This is a genomic window from Alteromonas algae (assembly GCF_049117195.1).
GTDB lineage: Bacteria > Pseudomonadota > Gammaproteobacteria > Enterobacterales > Alteromonadaceae > Alteromonas.
Genome location: NZ_CP185260.1, coordinates 2415415 through 2433594, shown reverse-complemented (window position 1 = coordinate 2433594; position 18180 = coordinate 2415415). Strand labels below are relative to the sequence as shown.

Here is an 18180-nt window from a genome sequence, read left to right as displayed (position 1 = left end):
TATCATGAATTTATTTGAAAGACTTGAAAACGAAACACAAAACGAACGTGCATATTTAACGTCATCGCCTATTATCCGCCGCTGCTTTGAAGGCAATATCTCGGTGGAAGACTACACGGCATTTTTGTCACAAGCTTATCATCACGTAAAGCATACTGTACCACTGCTAATGGCTACTGGTGCGGCACTGCCTGAAAGTAAAGAGTGGTTGCGTGAAGCAGTGGGTGAATACATTGAAGAAGAAATGGGTCACCAAGAGTGGATTTTAAATGACTTGGCAGCCTGCGGTGTAGACAAAGAAGAAATAAGACAAAGTGCGCCGGCAAGTGCAACCGACTTAATGGTATCTTATGCGTATGATGCAATTCGCCGTAAAAACCCATTATGCTTTTTTGGTATGGTGTTTGTGTTAGAGGGCACCAGTATTGCACTCGCCGATAACGCAGCGGCTTCAATTCAGAATGTATTAGGGCTTCCAAAAGCGGCATTTAGCTATTTGCGATCACATGGCTCGCTTGATCAAGAACACATTGTTTTCTTCAAAGATTTGATGAATAAAATTGATGACAAAGCTGAACAAGACTTGATTATTCACTCAGCCAAAATGTTCTTTCAGCTGTATGCGAATATATTTAGAACGTTGCAGCGTGACGCGTTACTTACGGAGGCGGCATGATGCGTATGGCTTTTAAGAAACAGGTGTGCCTGTTAACAGGGGCGTCGGGCGGAATAGGAGAAGCCATAGCAACGCAGCTTGCAAACCTTGGGGTTTCGCTTATTTTAACAGGGCGCAATGTTAATAAGCTGGGTGATATCGTTGAATCGTTACCTGGCCAGCATTCGGTGGTGTGTGCCGATCTTACCCAATCTGAAGATATGGATAGAGTGGTAGCATTGTGCCGAGACAAGTCGGTTACGATGCTAATCAATAATGCGGGTGTTACTGAAACAGGTTCAATTACTGCATCATCGCTAGATGAGACTAATGCGTTACTGATGACCAATTTAACCGTGCCCATTACCTTAACACAACGGCTTATTCCTATATTGCAACGGTCCAGTGAAGCGCATGTTGTCAATGTAGGCTCCACATTTGGTAGTATCGGCTTTGCTTATCACTCGCTATATTGCGCGTCAAAATTTGGCCTTCGAGGCTTCACTGAATCGCTAATGCGAGAATATGCCGGTACTGAGCTCAGGTTTCATTATTTTGCGCCTAGAGCAACGAACACGGCGATAAACTCTGCACAAGCGGTGTCTATGAATAACGCATTGGGAAACGCCGTAGACGATGTTAATGAAGTGGCGGCACAACTGGTCGATATGCTTAATAAAAAACAGCCGCGACGTTTTATTGGGTTCCCAGAAAAGCTATTTGTGAAAATTAACGGTGCATTCCCTGCCATTGTGGATATGGCCCTTAAAAAGCAACTACCTACCATTCAGCGATACATGAAAACGCAGAGCGAGGAAACATTATCATGAAGCGATTAACCATGAGCGTAGCATCACTGTTATTCCTTTTTTCGGTTGTTGCACATGCCGATGAAGGGCTATTGCCTATTCAGCATAAATGGGCAGAGATAAACTACTCTGAGGCCGATAGCGAACAAAAGGTAGAGGCGTTGCTTGCGCTTGCCTCTGACGTTGAAAACCGCATAAAAGCACACCCACAACGTGCAAATGAATACACGTGGTTAGGTATTATTCAGTCTACCACTGCCGGTGTTAAAGGCGGCATTGGTGCCTTGAAGTATGCCAAAGCGGCTAAGAAAAGCTTTGAAAAGGCGATGAGTATTGATGAATCTGCTTTACAGGGCTCGGCGATGGTAAGTTTGGGGGTGTTGTATCATAAAGTACCGGGCTGGCCGATAGGGTTTGGAAGCGATAAAAAAGCAAAGGCCTTAATGACTCAAGGGCTGGCGTTAAATGCTGACGGTATTGACCCAAACTTCTTTTATGCTGAGTTTTTGTTTGACGAAGGGGAGTACAAACAAGCGATGGTGTATCTTGAGCGGGCTGAAGCCGCGCTGCCACGACCAGACAGACCGCTAGCAGACAAAGGGCGTAAAGCTGAAATCCAACAGCTAAAAGGCAAATTGCTCGCGAAGCTTAATTAGTCATCGCAAGCAAATTACTTTGCCCACACCCTGCAGCGCTTAAACACGGTGCGGGGTGTTATTTAATGTCTAGCAATTCAACATCAAAAATTAATAACGAGCCTGGTGCAATTTGGCCCGCCGCGCTGTCTCCATATGCCAAGTGCGACGGAATGAAAAAGCGAAATTTATCACCCTCTACCATAAGCTGAACACCTTCTGTCCAGCCAGCAATCACTCGGTTCAATGGAAAGCTAATAGGCTCGCCCCTATCTACTGAGCTATCAAAAACAGTGCCGTTAAGCAGGGTGCCATGGTAGTGCACCTTAACGGTCGATGATGCAGTAGGGTGTTGCGTGCCCTGTCCTTGTTGTAACACAGTATATTGCAAGCCTGATGGCGTTTCATTTACATCAGGGTTGGCTTTATTTTCAGTAAGAAAAGCGTTACCCGCTTCACTGTTTTCCGCCGCAATCTTTTTGTTCGTTGCGCTTCGGGTAAACAGAAATATGGCTAAGCCAATGATGACGGCAAAAATAATAAATTTCATTGTATTCACTCATTTATTTAGGTTTTTAGGCAGTGTATCACTCGATGTTTATAACGCGTATTTTTTCTTAAACCCATTGTTTTTAGTCGGATTTCGCTCAGTTCACGTTACCGCCTCTGTGTGGCGATTGAAAATTCATCAACGTGCAGCCCAAAGCGACTTTGCGTTCCCAATACGCTCAATTTCCCTCTGTCAGGTAATCGATTTAGCTCTTCTTTGGTCAAACACAAATCGATATCCTCTAGTTCCCTCGTCTCTATGATCTTTATGCGATGTCGGCAGTGTTTTCTGCCATTTCTTTTTTTATAGTCCATATCAACGCGCACATTCTGTTGCTCTGCTAACTTATGCAATCCAAACGGCAATGTCTTATCGACAAATATCCAGCTAAGCATCAAAAACAACAAAGGCATGACGATGAGGGAAAGTTTGCCGCGCCAATCGAGGGTAAGCCGTTTCGAAAACTTTTCATCTAGGGTCAGGCATGTAAACCATAGCACTATAAGCGAAATAGACAGTAACCCAAATAAGCCCACCGAATTACTCGACCAGCGTTTTGCTACCATAAAGTCACAAAACATACCTACGAGCCCCAAGATCAACATCGCAAAAAACAAGATCATAATTACACGTGTAGCGACATGTTGTTCTGACCATTTAAGCGGGGGAATCACCGCGTTTCTCTCCTCGTCATCACGAGGCTGTTGAGGTTTCGTTTTTAGCTTTTCAGACAGTGCCATGTTTGCGGCATCAAAGCGTTCAGGAAATTGTGCCTTGTCGATATGAGCAATCACATCTTTAAGTTCTTCAATGGTGTACTGCGAATAATCAGGAGAGTTATTGTGGTTGTTTTGCATATCCAAATCCTTGGCGTATTCGTCTTCTTTGTGGCTTTTATTTATAGCGTATTGTCTGGTGGGGGAGGTACGCTCGCTTCCTTTTCCATTAATTGCGATTTCCAGCGCTGTTGCGATACATGGGCCTTTACCAGCTCTAAGCATTCATTCACAACGCTTAGTACTTCTTGGTCCAGTGCGTCGGCTGCCGAGGTGTAATCGTGTAGCCCCACCGATACAAAGTGATCGATACGCTCAGCATCTAAGTCGCTTAGCAGGTTAACCAGTGACATTGTCACAATATCCGTTACCGATTCTTCCAGCGTATTTTCAATCGTTTTACCAATAATAGGTAGGTAATTTAGGGTAGACACTTGGGCATTACTGCGGACCGCTTTCCCCACGCTTTTTCGCACGTGTTCACGAATAGCTTGGCCGTGCTCTTCGCTTGTAATGGACTTGCCAAGGTGATTAACGACCCCTGCTAGCCATTGCGTTATCACTGGGCGTCTGGGAGCGAGTACCTGTGCGGTAATATCATCAAGTAAGGGCGAGCCTGCGGCGATATCCTTTTGTGCGTCGCTTAACACCTTCACCACTATTCTGTCGCTGAGCTCTTCAACAAAAACGTCGTAGTAAAAGGCTAAAAACCGAAAAATAGCGGTTTGGTTTAAGTCGATTATTTCATACTTGTGAAGGCGATGAAGAATAGAGAATATGCGTAAAAAGCGGAAAAGGCGCGTGGCACCTAGAGGGATAAGGCCAACAATATCGTACCAATGTAAAAACGGGAAAAAGTACCAACGAAGGTGCTCTTTGCGAACTATTGCTATTATCCAACGAAAACAAAATTCAGTTAAGAAAATAGCAATAAAGACTAAATCTACAAAAAGAAAGTTGTTATGAATGGGGTTGTAAGCATTTACAAAAGTGGGGAAGTAGTCGCCTAGCACACCATAAATAGCGTCGCTTTCGTAAAGAGAATCAAAAATAAGCCATGCTAGGTTAATAAGCAGCACCCCTAGCATGACTAAGTCTAAAACTAACCAGGGCGTTTCGTGGCTGTTACGTAAGTTATCCCGGTTAATCTTAAACATGCTTTTATCCTGATACGTCTAAACGCGTTACGTCAACGTGCAACCGAAGTTTTTGGCCTGGCTGCAGGTAACGTTTGGCATTTAAGTTATTCCATTTACTAATGTCGCGAACACGAACATTGAATTTATTTGCAATTCTAGACAGTGAGTCACCGTTTCTTACGGTGTAAGTCACTTTCTTAACTATACCGCTGCTAGCTTTTTGGGTAGAGGTTGATGGCTTCCAAATCACCAAGTCTTTCCCTAAACGCAGCGTGTCGCCAGGCGCCATGCCGTTCCATTTAGCCAGCTGCTTGGTACCTACTTTGTATTTGCGCGCAATGTCCCATAACGTATCACCTGACTTTACCGTGTGCATTATTTTTTGCGACGATGTTTTCTTGTTTTGAATGCGAGCTAAGCGTTGGTCTTGTGATAACGCATAATCGTCTAGGGCCTTTAATGCCACAGGTACCATCACGTGTTGACCAACGCGGATCATATTTGAGTCTAACTCATTTACCTGTTTAATAACGCCAACTGTGGTGTGATATTGGTTCGCCAATTTAATTAAGCTATCACCTGATTTCACTTTGTGACGTACCCAATTCAACCGGTCTGTTCTATCTACTTTGGCAAGTTCGCTTATAAAGACGTCGGCTTTATCAATGGGTAGCAGCAATCGGTGTGGGCCGTCAGGTGAGGTTGCCCAACGATTAAAGCCTGGGTTAAGTGCGTGCAAGCCCTTTAGCGTCATTCCTGCCAATTCAGCCGCGAAGGCGAGGTCTACCTGAGAGCCAATATCAACCGCTTTTACCACCGCCACGTTTTCCACCTCAGGCCACGAATACGCATAGGTGTCTTTGTGCTTTAGAATATCGGCAAGTGCAAGCAATTTTGGTACATAGGCACGGGTTTCACGAGGCAGCGCTAAATTCCAAAAATCAGTTTTCTTACCTGCCCGTTTATTTTTTCGAATGGCTTTTGATACTCGCCCTTCACCGCTATTGTAAGCCGCTAGCGCATGAAGCCAGTTACCATCGAACATGTTAACGAGGTAAGTGAGGTAGTCCAAAGCGCCTTGTGTTGATGCGACGACGTCACGTCTTCCGTCGTACCACCATGTTTGATCCATACCGAAGCGCTTGCCGGTGCCCGGGATAAACTGCCACATACCGGCTGCGCGGCCATGTGAATAGGCAAAGGGGTCGAACGCACTTTCTACAATGGGCAGCAATGCCAGTTCCATTGGCATGTCACGTTTTTCAATTTCGTCAACGATATAATAAAGAAAAGGTTTTGCGCGTTTTACAACCCGAGCCATGTACTCAGGGTGCTTTAAATACCAGTTTCGCTGAACGGTCACACGATTATCGTCAGGTACCGTAAACTGAAAACCGTTACTTACACGCTGCCACACGTCGGTTATTTCGGCTTCTACTTCAATTTTTTCTGGCGCGGGCAATGTTTCCGCTTCTTCAAGCACATCATCGTTAGGATGCAGAACTTCGATTACACCGTCCTGTGCAATGTCACACGCGTGTTGTTCGGATTGTGTTTCATGGGTTTGTTCACACTCCTCGATACCTGGCTGGTTTACTGTATCGTCAACAACCTGCTGCCCAGTTAACTGGCAGCCACTAAGCCCTAGCACCAACACGAATGGCGATAATAAAAACAACTTCAACTGCATTATGAAGAGACCTCTTGGTGCAACTGCAAACCACACATTGTACGCAAAACGGTGTGATGTTGCATTAAAACTCATCTTTGTAACGACGAACCGCGGCGAAAACGGCGGCATCATCGCTAAGACTGCTATTTGAGAACGTTTCGGCTGCTTTTTTCACAGAAAGTTCATGTGAGCGAAGAAAAGGGTTAATGTTTTTCTCTTTTTCAAGGGTTGAAGGTAGCGTTGGCAGGTTGTCATGTCGCTGTTGCTCTACCCACGCTTCATACTGTGTTAACGCCTTGTTATCGGGCTCAATGGCGCGGGCAAAGGCGACGTTAGCTTTGGTATACTCGTGAGTGCAATACACTAAGGTGTCATTAGGTAAGCGTTTAAGCTTATTCAATGAGTGCAGCATTTGTTCAGGCGAGCCTTCAAACAAGCGTCCACACCCAGCTGAAAAGAGTGTATCACCGCAAAACAATACGCCATGACCGAAAAAAGCGATGTGGTCTAGGGTATGTCCTGGCACTTCCATCACTTGAAGTTGCATATCAAAAATCGGGAGGCTGACAGTATCACCTTGCGATACTGATTTGGTAATGCCTCTAATGTGATTGCCTCTAGGCCCGATAATTGGAAGCTGCGGTGCTATGGCGGCTAACTTTGCAATGCCGCCAGTGTGATCGCGGTGGTGATGGGTAATAAGAATAGCAGCGAGCGTTAACCCATGTTGCTTGAGGTGGGCAAGCACCGGTTCGGCGTCACCAGGGTCGACGACAACCGCATGCGTGGAATTGTGTATACACCAAATATAATTATCGGTGAACGCGCGAATAGGCGTGATGGCAATGCCGTTTGGAAGCGTGGTTGATGTCATGGTGCACCTATTTGTTTAAGACTATTTGTCAGCTACTATAAGAACTTGTTGTAAACAGAGCAACCTTGGGGCAGTCTGCTTAACCATGAGATCTGCATTTCGACCTAAATCGCCACGCTATCCGCAATCATGGGATGATTTCCCCGCGGGGGCGCACATTCGTGACACAATATCTGAGGTGTGCGAAGAATATGCACAACGTATTTTCGGCTATCACTTTGTTAAGTTAGGCAGCTTGAGTGCCAGTATTCCGCTTAATCAAAGCCCTATTCGTAACATTATCACGCAAGCGCCACACCAAGTAGCTAATGGCATGCAACAGGCAAACAGCAATGAGTGTGGGGCAGTTGGAAGTCACGGGAATGCAAATGCCCCCTCTAGACACCTGACAACGCCGCAAGTCATTGGACAGTCACACGTGCTTCCGTATTCTGAAAATAGTATCGACGGTTTTTTACTTGCCAATGAATTAGACTTTGCACAAGACCCTCACGAAATATTACGAGAAGTAGACCGCGTTGTTACCCAAAGTGGTTATGTGATAATAAGCGGCTTTAACCCGCTCAGCTTGGCGGGGATAGGAAAGTTTTTACCTGTTAAACGAAATAACATTTTGCACGACGCTCGCTTTTTTACGTCTTATCGCATAAAAGATTGGCTTCAATTATTGGGCTTTGAAATTGTAGAGCAGCGCCAAGTGATGTTCTCGACGCTTTTCTTTCAACCCAAAAGTAACTATGCGCTTACCATGCAGCGTTATTTGTCTGAATACTTACCTTGGTGTAGTGCGGTGTACGTGATCCTTGCGCGAAAACGAGAAATCCCGATGACAACCATTAGCCTAAAGCGCAAAGCAAAACCGCAGTTTGCGCCAATGGGGGCGAGCGCAAGAACGCCATCACTCCGGCAGCGTTAATGGTAACGTTATTTATAAACAGGCAATAAAAAGCCGCGTATAAAACGCGGCTTTCGAGTACATAAATCGAAGTAAGCTTACGGGTTATTTTACTCGCATGCCTGGCTTCGCACCTTCATGAGGTTCAAGAATATAAAGCTCGTCGCCACCTGGGCCTGCCGCTAACACCATGCCTTCGCTTAAACCAAAGCGCATTTTACGAGGGGCGAGGTTTGCCACCATAACAGTGTGCTTGCCAATAAGCGCTTCAGGCGAATAGGCCGACTTGATACCGGCGAACACTTGCTTGGTTTCACCACCAAGGTCAAGTTCTAAACGAAGAAGTTTATCTGCTTTTTCCACATGCTCGGCATTGGCAATACGTGCAATGCGTAAATCGACTTTGGCGAAATCTTCAAACGATATGGTGTCGCTGATAGGGTCTTTTGCAAGTGGGCTGTCGGGGTCGATAGCCGGTGCCTGTGGTGCTAGGCTTTCTTTTGAATCTTCAATCATGGCGTCTACTTTTTCCATTTCTACACGCTGCATCATAGGCTTAAACTTATTAATAGCGTGGCCTTTCAATAAGGTTTGCAGTGAATTCCAGTTAAACTCGTCGTTTAAGAAGGCTTCTGCTTTTTCCGCTAACACCGGCAATACTGGCTTCAAGTAAATCACCAATAAGCGGAACATGTTAATACCCAATGAACACACATCGTGGGTAAACTGTTGCTTGCTGTCGTCTTTAATCGTTACCCAAGGCGCGTTGTTATCAATGAACTGATTGGCCTTGTCGGCCAACGCCATAATTTCGCGCACGGCTTGATGATACTTACGTTTTTCGAACAGTGCGGCAATGGTGTCTGATGCGTCTTGGAACTCAGCAATAAGCGCAGGTTCGATAACATTGTCAGACAATTTACCGTCAAAACGTTTGGTAATAAAACTGGCACAGCGGCTAGCAATATTGACTACTTTACCTACTAGATCAGAATTTACCTTCTGTGCAAAGTCGGTGAAGTTAAGGTCGATGTCGGTAACACCGTCGCCTAGCTTAGACGCAAAGTAGTAACGTAAATATTCTGGATTCAGGTGGTCTAAATAGGTGCGGCCTTTAATAAAGGTACCGCGAGACTTAGACATTTTTGCACCATTAACGGTAACAAAACCATGAATATTAACGCCTGTTGGCTTACGGTAACCCGCACCTTCTAGCATGGCAGGCCAAAACAGGCAGTGAAAATACGTAATGTCTTTACCAATAAAGTGGTAAAGCTCGGCATCTGAATCAGCTTTCCAGAAATCGTCAAACTCAAGGCTGTTTTGGTCGCAGAAGTTTTTGAAGCTAGCCATGTAGCCTACTGGCGCGTCTACCCATACATAAAAGAATTTATTTGGGGCACCTGGAATTTCAAAACCAAAATAAGGGGCGTCGCGGCTGATATCCCACTGCTGAAGGCCTTCGGTGAACCATTCTTGCAGTTTATTCGCCATTTCTTCTTGTAGCGCACCAGAGCGAATCCACGTTTTCAACATGTCTTCAAACTTAGGTAGGTCAAAGAAAAAGTGTTCAGACTCTTTAAGTACTGGCGTTGCGCCCGACACCACACTGCGTGGGTTCTTAACTTCTGTTGGGCTGTATGTTGCACCGCACACATCGCAGCTATCGCCGTTTTGGTCTTCTGCACCACAGCTTGGGCATGTCCCTTTTACGAAACGGTCAGGTAAGAACATTTCTTTTTCAGGGTCGAACAACTGGTTAATAGTGCGTTTGCTAATGTAACCTGCGTTATCAAGGCGAGTATAAATTTCTTCGCACAACGCCTTGTTTTCTGGAGAATGGGTTACATAGTAGTTGTCGTAATTAACGTGAAAATCAAGCAGATCCTGATGATGTTCAGCACGCGTTCTTGCCACCATTTCTTCCGGGGTAATGCCAAGTTCCTGCGCTTTCAGCATGACTGGCGTACCGTGTGCATCGTCTGCACAAACACTGTAACATTCGTTTCCGCGTAGGCGCTGAAAACGTGTCCAGATGTCGGTTTGAATGTGTTCAAGCAGGTGGCCTAAATGAATAGAGCCGTTTGCATAAGGCAACGCGCTGGTTACCAGAATTCTACGTTTTTCTGACATAATGACGTTAATGATTCTTTGCGTTTCAAAATGGTTGCAAATACTAGCGGAAAACCGCGTTTTTTGCATTACGTAATTCACACAAATCTTTAGGTAGTAGGGCAATTTATGTTCTTTTCTCGCAAAGCCGAACCAGTATCCCAAAAGGTTGCTGCTATTTTAGCCAGCTATTTCAGTCTTGATGTGACAGACACCTTACCCTGGTGCACAGTTTCTGATAGCGACAACGTTGAAAGCATTACCGTAACCTTACCGTTTTGTATGGACACTCAATTACCGACATTACACGCGTATGTTATTGAACAAATGAAAGGTAAGGTGCAGCACGAACACCTTGCCTTCACACAGCGCATTGAAGTAGGCGAAACCGCCAACGCACCGGTTACTAATATTAAAAATATTATTGCTGTGGCGTCGGGCAAAGGTGGGGTGGGGAAAAGCACTACCAGTATTAATCTTGCGTATGCGCTTATGCAAGAGGGCGCAAAAGTAGGGGTGTTAGATGCAGACATTTATGGGCCTTCTATTCCCATTATGCTCGGCAACCCAGAAGCACACCCGCACAGTGACGATAATAAGCATATGCAGCCTCTGTCTTCACACGGCATTGTGGCTAACTCTATTGGCTATTTGGTACCACAAGATGATGCTGCAGTATGGCGAGGGCCAATTGCCAGTCGTGCACTTAAACAATTGCTAGACGAAACGCTGTGGCCCGTACTCGATTATTTGATTGTTGATATGCCACCGGGAACCGGAGACATTCAGCTGACAATGGCGCAGCAAGTGCCCCTTACCGCGTCGGTCGTGGTTACCACACCACAAGACTTAGCGTTAGCTGATGCGCAGAAAGGCATTTCTATGTTTGAAAAAGTCAATGTGCCGGTGCTTGGCCTTATTGAAAACATGAGTTATTACCAGTGCCGGGCATGCGGTACTAAAGATTATATTTTCTCGAAAGATGGGGGAGAGGCATTGGCAGAACGTCATGGTTTACCTCTGTTAGGCCAACTTCCTTTGGATATAGGCATTCGTGAGCATGCTGATGCGGGTACACCGTTGCTTGTTTCATCGCCAGATTCACCGCTAGCCACCTGCTATCGTGAGGCGGCACGAGCATTATCGATGCAGCTTGCACTCACGGTGCCCAATGCCAAGCATGGCGCATCGCATATAAAAGGTGACCAAATAGGGTTTGTAGAGAAATAAACGCTGGAAAAAGCAAGATTAACCACGCAAACATGCTGTTGTGCAGTTGATTGGCAGTAACATCAACCGCATAATAGCGGCCTAATGAATTAAGGAATACCACCATGCGCTTGTGCGACCGCGATATTTATCAATATTTACAAGATGGCAAAATAGCTATCGACCCTAGGCCAGATTATGACCAAATAAGTGGTGTAACGGTAGATATTCGTTTAGGCAATAAATTTCGCGTGTTTGAAGATCATCAAGCCCCTTTTATTGATTTAAGCGGCCCTAAAGCGCAGGTACAAGAAGCGCTTGACCACGTTATGAGTGACGAAATTGAACTTGAGGATGGCAAAGCGTTTTTTCTTCATCCGAAAGAATTAGCACTGGCGGTAACGCTTGAGTCGGTTACGTTACCCGATAACATAGTGGGGTGGTTAGACGGTCGTTCTTCGCTTGCTCGACTGGGGCTGATGGTGCACGTAACGGCCCACAGAATCGACCCGGGTTGGTCTGGCAACATCGTGCTTGAGTTTTATAACAGCGGAAAGTTGCCTTTAGCGCTTCGCCCAGGAATGAAGATTGGCGCGATTAGCTTTGAAGTACTCTCCAATCCCGCAGAAAAGCCTTACAACGCCCGCGTTGATGCTAAATACAAAGGCCAGGACGGGGCGATAGCCAGTAGAATTTCCTCAGATGATGAAGATAAATAAAACATAAACGTTTCAATAGGATGATTTACGGCGTTATTACTGATAAAAGTATATAGGTGAATAGACAGACACCATTAAACGCCTAAGGTCATCCATGCCAATTACTCCAAACAGCCCTGCGCCCAAAAGCAATACGCCAGTTAAGAAAAATAGCATTATCGCGGGGGCGTTTATTGCCTCTGTGTTAACCGCGCTTGGGCTGTTTTGGCTTGGACAGCCTGATGACATTGCCTATACCGCTGCAATTACGCTGTTTGTCGCCACCTTATGGGTAACAGAAGCCTTACCCATTCCCGCTACGTCTATTATCCCTTTTGCGTTATTTCCAATGTTCGGTGTGCTGTCACATAGTGAAGCAGCTTCCTCTTTAGGTAGTCATGTTATTGTTTTACTGATGGCGGCATTCATGTTGTCGAAGGCGCTTGAACGCGCGAATTTACATAAGCGTTTTGCTATTTATATGCTGAGGGTAACGGGCTCGGGTAGCCCACTGAAAGTTATTTTAGGCTTTATGCTAACCACCGCCGTGCTTAGCATGTGGATAAGCAATACCGCTACCATACTGATGATGTTACCTATGGCTATTGCCATTATAAATGCGCTAGACAACCCGCGTTTTGGCGTAGCCCTTATTTTAGGCATTGCCTATGCCGCCAGTTTAGGTGGGGTAGGTACACCCATTGGTACACCGCCAAATATTATTTTTATGAGTGTTTATGAAGAAACCCAAGGGGTTGAATACAGCTTCATTGAATGGATGAAAACGGGTGTACCTATTGTTATCGTGGCGATTCCGATAATGGCGCTGTGGTTAGCCAGGGGGATAGACAAGGTTGGCGATATTGATTTGCCAGCGCCGGGGGCATGGACAGATGCCGAGAAGCGCGTATTGGCTATTTTTGGCACGGTTGCAATGGCATGGATATTCAGACCATTTTGGACAACATGGATTGGCGTTACCACCATAAGTGACAGCACCATTGCGGTAGCGGGTGTAGTGGCCATGTTCTTGGTTGACAGCGGGAACGACAAGGGCGTTACCGACAAAAAAGGCAATAACGACAAGCTTCTCGATTGGAAAACCGCAAACGATATCCCTTGGGGGATGTTGCTATTATTCGCTGGTGGCATTTGTATTGCCAAAGCGTTTATGGCGTCTGGCCTTAGTGTGTTAATGGGAACCTGGCTGACAGGCCTCTCAGCATTGCCTATATTGCTGTTGGTATTATGCATTTGTTTATTTGTAACGTTTCTTACTGAAATAACCAGTAATACCGCCACGGCAACATTGCTTATGCCCATATTAGCCGCGGCAGCGCTAGCGGTAGGCGTAGACCCTAAATTACTGATGATCCCAGCGGCCATTAGCGCCAGCTGCGCGTTCATGCTTCCTGTGGCTACTGCCCCGAATGCTATCGCATATTCAACCGATAAGTTCGACATTAAAACCATGGCGAGAGAAGGTATTGCATTGAACATTATCGTGGCATGCGTGGTAACGATAGTGTGCTACGCCACACTTACATAGTCATTACTGTGCAAGAAACAATGGGAAAGTAGGGCAGTGAGCAGCAAGGTTAAGCGTAAACTGGTTATCAATTAATCGCTTAACGCTGCTTTTACGTAATATCCGTTGCAATGTGGATAAATTTGAGTAAACTCGTTGGCTCTTTCGGTCGGTGTGTGGCGCAGCTTGGTAGCGCACTGTCATGGGGTGTCAGGGGTCGGAGGTTCAAATCCTCTCACACCGACCAACTTATATTTTTAAATCAGTATGTTAACTGTCCCCCGCTTGTGACGTACCACACGTCACAGTAGATAAAAGCTTCTTCCCAACACCAATTCAACACATATGAAATAATATGGTCGTCTGCGAAATAGGAACTAAAGTGTTCTATTCCAAATACCTTATTGCTCTCTTGTTTGGCAATTTCAAACCGCCCTATTTTGTAAAGCGTGCGAGAAAACGTTTTGAATATAAAGCGTAAATGAGACAAGATAGGTAAAGTTAAAATGCCAAGTAGATAGGGAATTTAAATTGGTGAAATTGTTACATTTTCTTAAAAGTGAAAAGCTGATTGCATCTCTGATCGTGTTTGGTCTGCTGCTTCTCTTTTCTTCGTTTCCAATGTTTTTATGGAATGATTTAAATTTTGATGTTGGTGAACGAATCAACTCAGAAAAATTTGGTCATTTGGGAGATTTCGTTGGAGGCTTGATGGGATCTCTTTGGGCACTTGCAGGCGTATTTTTGTTCTACAAGGCTTTAACAGAGCAAAGAGATGATTTTTCCAATAATAGAGAAGCCCTTCGATTACAAGTAGAGGCTTTAGAGCAACAGATCGAAGAATTTAAGTTAAGCAGAGAAGAGCAGCGGTTGAGTAGGAGAGTGTATGAGGAGCAGAGTAAGACTGCGAAAATACAACAATTTGACTCAAGCTTTTATTCGTTATTGAACGTTTATCTTAATATCAAGAACCACTTGAATAGTATTTCACCAGACTTTTTTAAGGAAATAGTCGGAGAAATATCCGCTAAGCACGATACATCAATCGAAAACCCTATCGAGCAGAGAAAGAATCTTATTTCTTCTTTTAACCAGATTTATGATGACAAAAGAGAAGTATTATCAAGTTATTTTAGAGCTCTATATAGACTATTATCTATCATAGATAGCGCAACAAACCTCACAGACAAAGAAAAGTTTAACTATGCAAAGGTATTACGGGCTCAACTCTCAGATTATGAGCTAATAGTTTTGTCTTATAATTCTTACACATTTTTAGGAAAAAAGACTCAGTATTTTATTTTGAAATATAACTTGCTTAAGCACATACCTGTGCTTAGCTTGCCGAGTATTTGTGATTACCAACGTTTATCTGAAAAAAGAACTTTAGCTGTTTTTGTCGAAACTTTAAGTAAATTTTTACGAAAGAACATTCCGAAATTCTATGATGTAAATAATGATGATGTGAAAATTGAAGAAGAGTTTAGTGATTTAAATCTAATTCTTGGTATTTATTTTGATGATGAGATTAACATAAAGGTTTATACGGAAAAAAACATAGAAAATTGTGAAATTTATTTGACAGATGAACAATTTAATAATTTTTTGCTTCAATTGGCTTATGAGCTACTTGTTTTGCAGACATATTTGCTGGAAAAAGATATTTTTATTGAAAAGTCAAAGACAGAATTTGATGATAAAAAAGCTTTTTGTTTATCGATAAAAACAAAGGAATTGATCATATTAAATGAGGATGATTTTTAAATGGAAAATACTACAAAAGCTGATCAATTTAGAGACGTTTTTCAAAATTCTCTGAAAATAACGTCGAGAAGTTTGTCCGTAAAAACTATTCTTAGCGATAGAAATTTGAGGAGAATAAATTATTCTCCATACTATCAGAGAAATTATGTTTGGGATAACCAAAAACAGTCTTTTTTCATAGAGAGTGTAATATTAGGAACTGAAGTTCCTCCTCTGATTTTTTTTAAGGCTGGAGCGACTATTGAAGTAATTGACGGTAGACAGCGTTTTGAGACTTTAAAAAAATTTAAGGAAAATGATTTTAGTCTTACGAGCAAAGGTCTTACTGAATTAGTAGATCTATCGCGAGTTTCGTTTAATAAATTACCTGACTTGTATCAAAGAACATTTCTTGACTCGAATATTCGAGTGTTCGAATTTGAAGTAATCAATTATCCAAACTTAAACGAGGAGATAATCGATCAAGTAAAAAAAGAAATATTTAGAAGGTATAATACCGGTATCACACCTTTGTCACGAGATGAACTCGATAATGCGAAATATGATACTGATGAGTTCTCGGATCTTTTCAAAAATAAGATGAATTGTGATGAAAATTTTTATCGAAACTTCAACGAATGCTTTTTTCCAAAAATTGATTTAGAAAAAAACAACAAAGCCGACACTATTTCTCAAAACCTTGATACCATAAGAAAGTATCGAATTTTATATCAGTTTCCGATAGCAAAGTATGCTGGCTCTAGCGAGCGAACATCCATTATCGATATACTTTATGACTTTGCTAACAATAGTTCTGAGAATGTTGAGGAAGAGTTCAAAGAATTCGAACAAGTAATTTCACGTGTTCTCAAAGCTCACCAGTCGGAAGAACTTGCTAAATTTAGAGGGAATAAGTTAGTTTTTGAAACAATACTGTGGGCAATGTCGATCCTTTACCGTGAGGATATTGATTATGAGCTTGATACAAGTGCATTCTCGAAATATTTGGATAAAAATATTAATTCCTACTCAATGGAAAATGCCCATTACTATGGGAATACAATATCTCGACATGAAGCAACTGCGCAGTTTTTCCTAAATCAAGTTCCGATTGATTTTAGAGTGTATATCCGGTCTGCATCTTTTTCTTCTGAGCTGAAAAAGAAAAAACAGACAGCTGAAGAAACAGCGAAGTCATTAGAGGATTTGTCGAATCTTAGACAGCATAAGCCGAACCCTACTTCGATTGATATAGATGAAATACGGGAAGATATTAAGTCTCATAATTATTTATTAAGACCGTCTTATCAACGACAAGAAAAGATAAACCATTTAAAAGCTTCATCGATAATAGAAAGTATTCTACTTGGTATTAACTTACCTCCAATTTTTGTTTTTAAGCGTACGAATGGTGTAAAGGAGGTAGTTGATGGTCAACAACGTCTTCTTTCTATAATAGGTTTTTTAGGAAGCCATTATCGAGATGAAAATGGAAAGGAATCTTACTCAAAAAATAATAATTTCAAACTTAAAGGTTTAAAAGTTTTAAACGATTTGGAAGGGAAAAGGTATACAGATTTAGATGAGCATCTACAAGATAAAATATTAGATTTTGTAATCGATATAATAGTAATCGATGAATTGCAAAACAGTAACTTTGACCCTATTGACTTATTCATAAGGCTAAATTATAAGCCTTATCCTATAAAGCCAAATTCATTTGAAATGTGGAACTCTATCGTCGCGCCGGACGTCATCCAAGGAGTTAAATCGATAAGTAACGGTGAAAATTCCTCATGGTTTTTCTTTAGAGAGATAAAAGAGGGTAAACCTGACAGGATGCTAAATGAAGAAATGATAATTACACTTGCTTATATGCATTACAAAGGCGATCCAAAAGAGGTGATTGGTTTCTTTCCAAGACAAGAAACCATTACTTGTCGAGTCAAAGATAAGAAAGGCTTTAGTGATTTCCTTTTTAACCTTGATAACACTGCTCTAGAAAAGCAGGATTTTGTAAAAGCAATTAGAAAAACTAACGATTCGATTTGTCTCTTGAATGAGTTGTTTGGTGGGGCGGTTACTAAAGAATCTTTTAACGAGTTTTTAAATATTAAAAATACCAAAAGTTTTAGGCGAACTTTACAAGACTTTTATGTAATTTGGCTGATTCTCGCTGATTCTTCGCGCGAAAAAATCTTAGAAAATAAAGAGCGTACGATAGAGGACCTTCGAGAGTTGTTGCGCGAACGTCTTAATCCTGAAGACCACATTATCGATGAAGAATATAGAAGGAAGTTTTTAAGTAATGTTGAGTTGACTCAAAAGAGATATTCATAGTCAGATGAGCTTGTCACATGGCAATTGTGCGCTTGATTGAATTTTTCGCGCCCTTTTTCTTGACCAATAAGGTATTCAATGGCCATGGTCTTGTGTTTATCTATGCTCATGCTATGAGCGAGTTTTTTTAGTCGTGTTGTCATATCGGGTGGTTTATCTTTCTCGGTAATGTTGGGTTGGGCATCCAGTTCCTGAGCGTTGATAAACCAATGGCAGTTTTCTCTATGACGGCTTCCTGCAACATAGCTTGCCGCTCTGTCCATCGCTGTCGTATACAGCACTAAGGTGTCGCCGTCTATCGTGGCACCTTGGCTGCTGTATACTGTACAAGCATAGGCTTGTACCAGTTGCAGCCTGCCTTGTTTATCGGAATAATCCGATTGATAAAAGCTAACGGAACGGCCTGAATCGAGTTTGACGGTAAAGCGAATATCATCCCTTTGTTGCAGTATTTGGGTGATTGTATCTTGTTCGCCGTTGGTGAAATCGCGCTTATAGTCGTTCTTGGTAAAGCGCACCCGATCACCCTTTGAGAATGCAAAATA

At 43.0% G+C, this 18180-nt stretch carries 16 protein-coding genes and 1 tRNA gene; 10 read left to right on the top strand and 7 right to left on the bottom strand.

The window, feature by feature from the left end:
- Positions 1–4 precede the first annotated feature (4 nt).
- From ACOJRU_RS10885 to ACOJRU_RS10875, 3 genes are read left to right on the top strand one after another with little or no spacing between them, the layout of a single operon-like run.
- Positions 5–676: a TenA family transcriptional regulator gene (locus ACOJRU_RS10885; RefSeq protein WP_421131771.1), complete on the top strand. Its 672-nt coding sequence runs from the start codon at positions 5–7 to the stop codon at positions 674–676.
- Positions 673–1485, top strand: coding sequence for an SDR family oxidoreductase (locus ACOJRU_RS10880; RefSeq protein WP_421131770.1), 813 nt, complete (start codon positions 673–675; stop codon positions 1483–1485). The genes ACOJRU_RS10885 and ACOJRU_RS10880 overlap by 4 nt, the downstream gene beginning before the upstream one ends.
- Positions 1482–2120: a hypothetical protein gene (locus tag ACOJRU_RS10875; RefSeq protein ID WP_421131769.1), complete on the top strand. Its 639-nt coding sequence runs from the start codon at positions 1482–1484 to the stop codon at positions 2118–2120. Before ACOJRU_RS10880 ends, ACOJRU_RS10875 begins: the two co-directional genes overlap by 4 nt.
- Positions 2121–2178: 58 nt before the next feature.
- Here the strand turns inward: ACOJRU_RS10875 and ACOJRU_RS10870 are convergent, their stop codons facing one another.
- The 5 genes from ACOJRU_RS10870 to gloB form a co-directional block, all read right to left on the bottom strand.
- Positions 2179–2649, bottom strand: coding sequence for an FKBP-type peptidyl-prolyl cis-trans isomerase (locus ACOJRU_RS10870; protein WP_421131768.1), 471 nt, complete (start codon positions 2647–2649; stop codon positions 2179–2181).
- 107 nt (positions 2650–2756) lie between these two features.
- On the bottom strand, positions 2757–3506 hold the full coding sequence (locus ACOJRU_RS10865) for a hypothetical protein (protein ID WP_421131767.1): 750 nt from the start codon (positions 3504–3506) through the stop codon (positions 2757–2759).
- 41 nt (positions 3507–3547) lie between these two features.
- Positions 3548–4582 (bottom strand): ion transporter, encoded by a 1035-nt coding sequence (locus ACOJRU_RS10860; protein ID WP_421131766.1) that lies wholly within the window; start codon positions 4580–4582, stop codon positions 3548–3550.
- A 4-nt stretch (positions 4583–4586) separates the two neighbouring features.
- Positions 4587–6254: a LysM peptidoglycan-binding domain-containing protein gene (locus tag ACOJRU_RS10855; protein WP_421131765.1), complete on the bottom strand. Its 1668-nt coding sequence runs from the start codon at positions 6252–6254 to the stop codon at positions 4587–4589.
- A 64-nt stretch (positions 6255–6318) separates the two neighbouring features.
- Positions 6319–7110 carry a hydroxyacylglutathione hydrolase gene (gloB, locus tag ACOJRU_RS10850; RefSeq protein WP_421131764.1) on the bottom strand — a complete coding sequence of 264 codons (792 nt, stop codon included), beginning with the start codon at positions 7108–7110 and terminating at the stop codon, positions 6319–6321.
- Between the two features lie 85 nt (positions 7111–7195).
- On the opposite strand from gloB, the gene ACOJRU_RS10845 reads away from it, so the two are divergent.
- Positions 7196–8026: a methyltransferase domain-containing protein gene (locus ACOJRU_RS10845; RefSeq protein WP_421131763.1), complete on the top strand. Its 831-nt coding sequence runs from the start codon at positions 7196–7198 to the stop codon at positions 8024–8026.
- Between the two features lie 84 nt (positions 8027–8110).
- On the opposite strand, the gene metG is transcribed toward ACOJRU_RS10845, so the two are convergent.
- Positions 8111–10138, bottom strand: a complete 2028-nt coding sequence (metG, locus tag ACOJRU_RS10840; protein WP_421131762.1) for a methionine--tRNA ligase — start codon at positions 10136–10138, stop codon at positions 8111–8113.
- A 108-nt stretch (positions 10139–10246) separates the two neighbouring features.
- Between metG and apbC the strand changes: the two genes are divergently transcribed.
- The 6 genes from apbC to ACOJRU_RS10810 all read left to right on the top strand — a co-directional run bounded on the left by apbC (position 10247) and on the right by ACOJRU_RS10810 (position 17635).
- A complete protein-coding gene (gene apbC / locus ACOJRU_RS10835) occupies positions 10247–11347 on the top strand; it encodes an iron-sulfur cluster carrier protein ApbC (protein ID WP_421131761.1) in 1101 nt (366 codons plus the stop codon).
- A gap of 104 nt (positions 11348–11451) precedes the next feature.
- Positions 11452–12045, top strand: a complete 594-nt coding sequence (gene dcd / locus ACOJRU_RS10830) for a dCTP deaminase (RefSeq protein ID WP_421131760.1) — start codon at positions 11452–11454, stop codon at positions 12043–12045.
- A 94-nt stretch (positions 12046–12139) separates the two neighbouring features.
- Positions 12140–13573 (top strand): SLC13 family permease, encoded by a 1434-nt coding sequence (locus ACOJRU_RS10825; RefSeq protein ID WP_421131759.1) that lies wholly within the window; start codon positions 12140–12142, stop codon positions 13571–13573.
- Positions 13574–13722: 149 nt separating this feature from the next.
- A tRNA-Pro gene (locus tag ACOJRU_RS10820) sits at positions 13723–13799 on the top strand.
- 287 nt (positions 13800–14086) lie between these two features.
- Entirely contained in the window at positions 14087–15316 is a 1230-nt protein-coding gene (locus tag ACOJRU_RS10815) for a putative phage abortive infection protein (protein WP_421131758.1), read from the top strand.
- Positions 15317–17635, top strand: a complete 2319-nt coding sequence (locus ACOJRU_RS10810) for a DUF262 domain-containing protein (protein ID WP_421131757.1) — start codon at positions 15317–15319, stop codon at positions 17633–17635. It begins immediately after the preceding gene.
- On the opposite strand, the gene ACOJRU_RS10805 is transcribed toward ACOJRU_RS10810, so the two are convergent.
- Positions 17617–18153: a hypothetical protein gene (locus ACOJRU_RS10805; RefSeq protein WP_421131756.1), complete on the bottom strand. Its 537-nt coding sequence runs from the start codon at positions 18151–18153 to the stop codon at positions 17617–17619. The genes ACOJRU_RS10810 and ACOJRU_RS10805 overlap by 19 nt on opposite strands.
- Between the last annotated feature and the right edge of the window lie 27 nt (positions 18154–18180).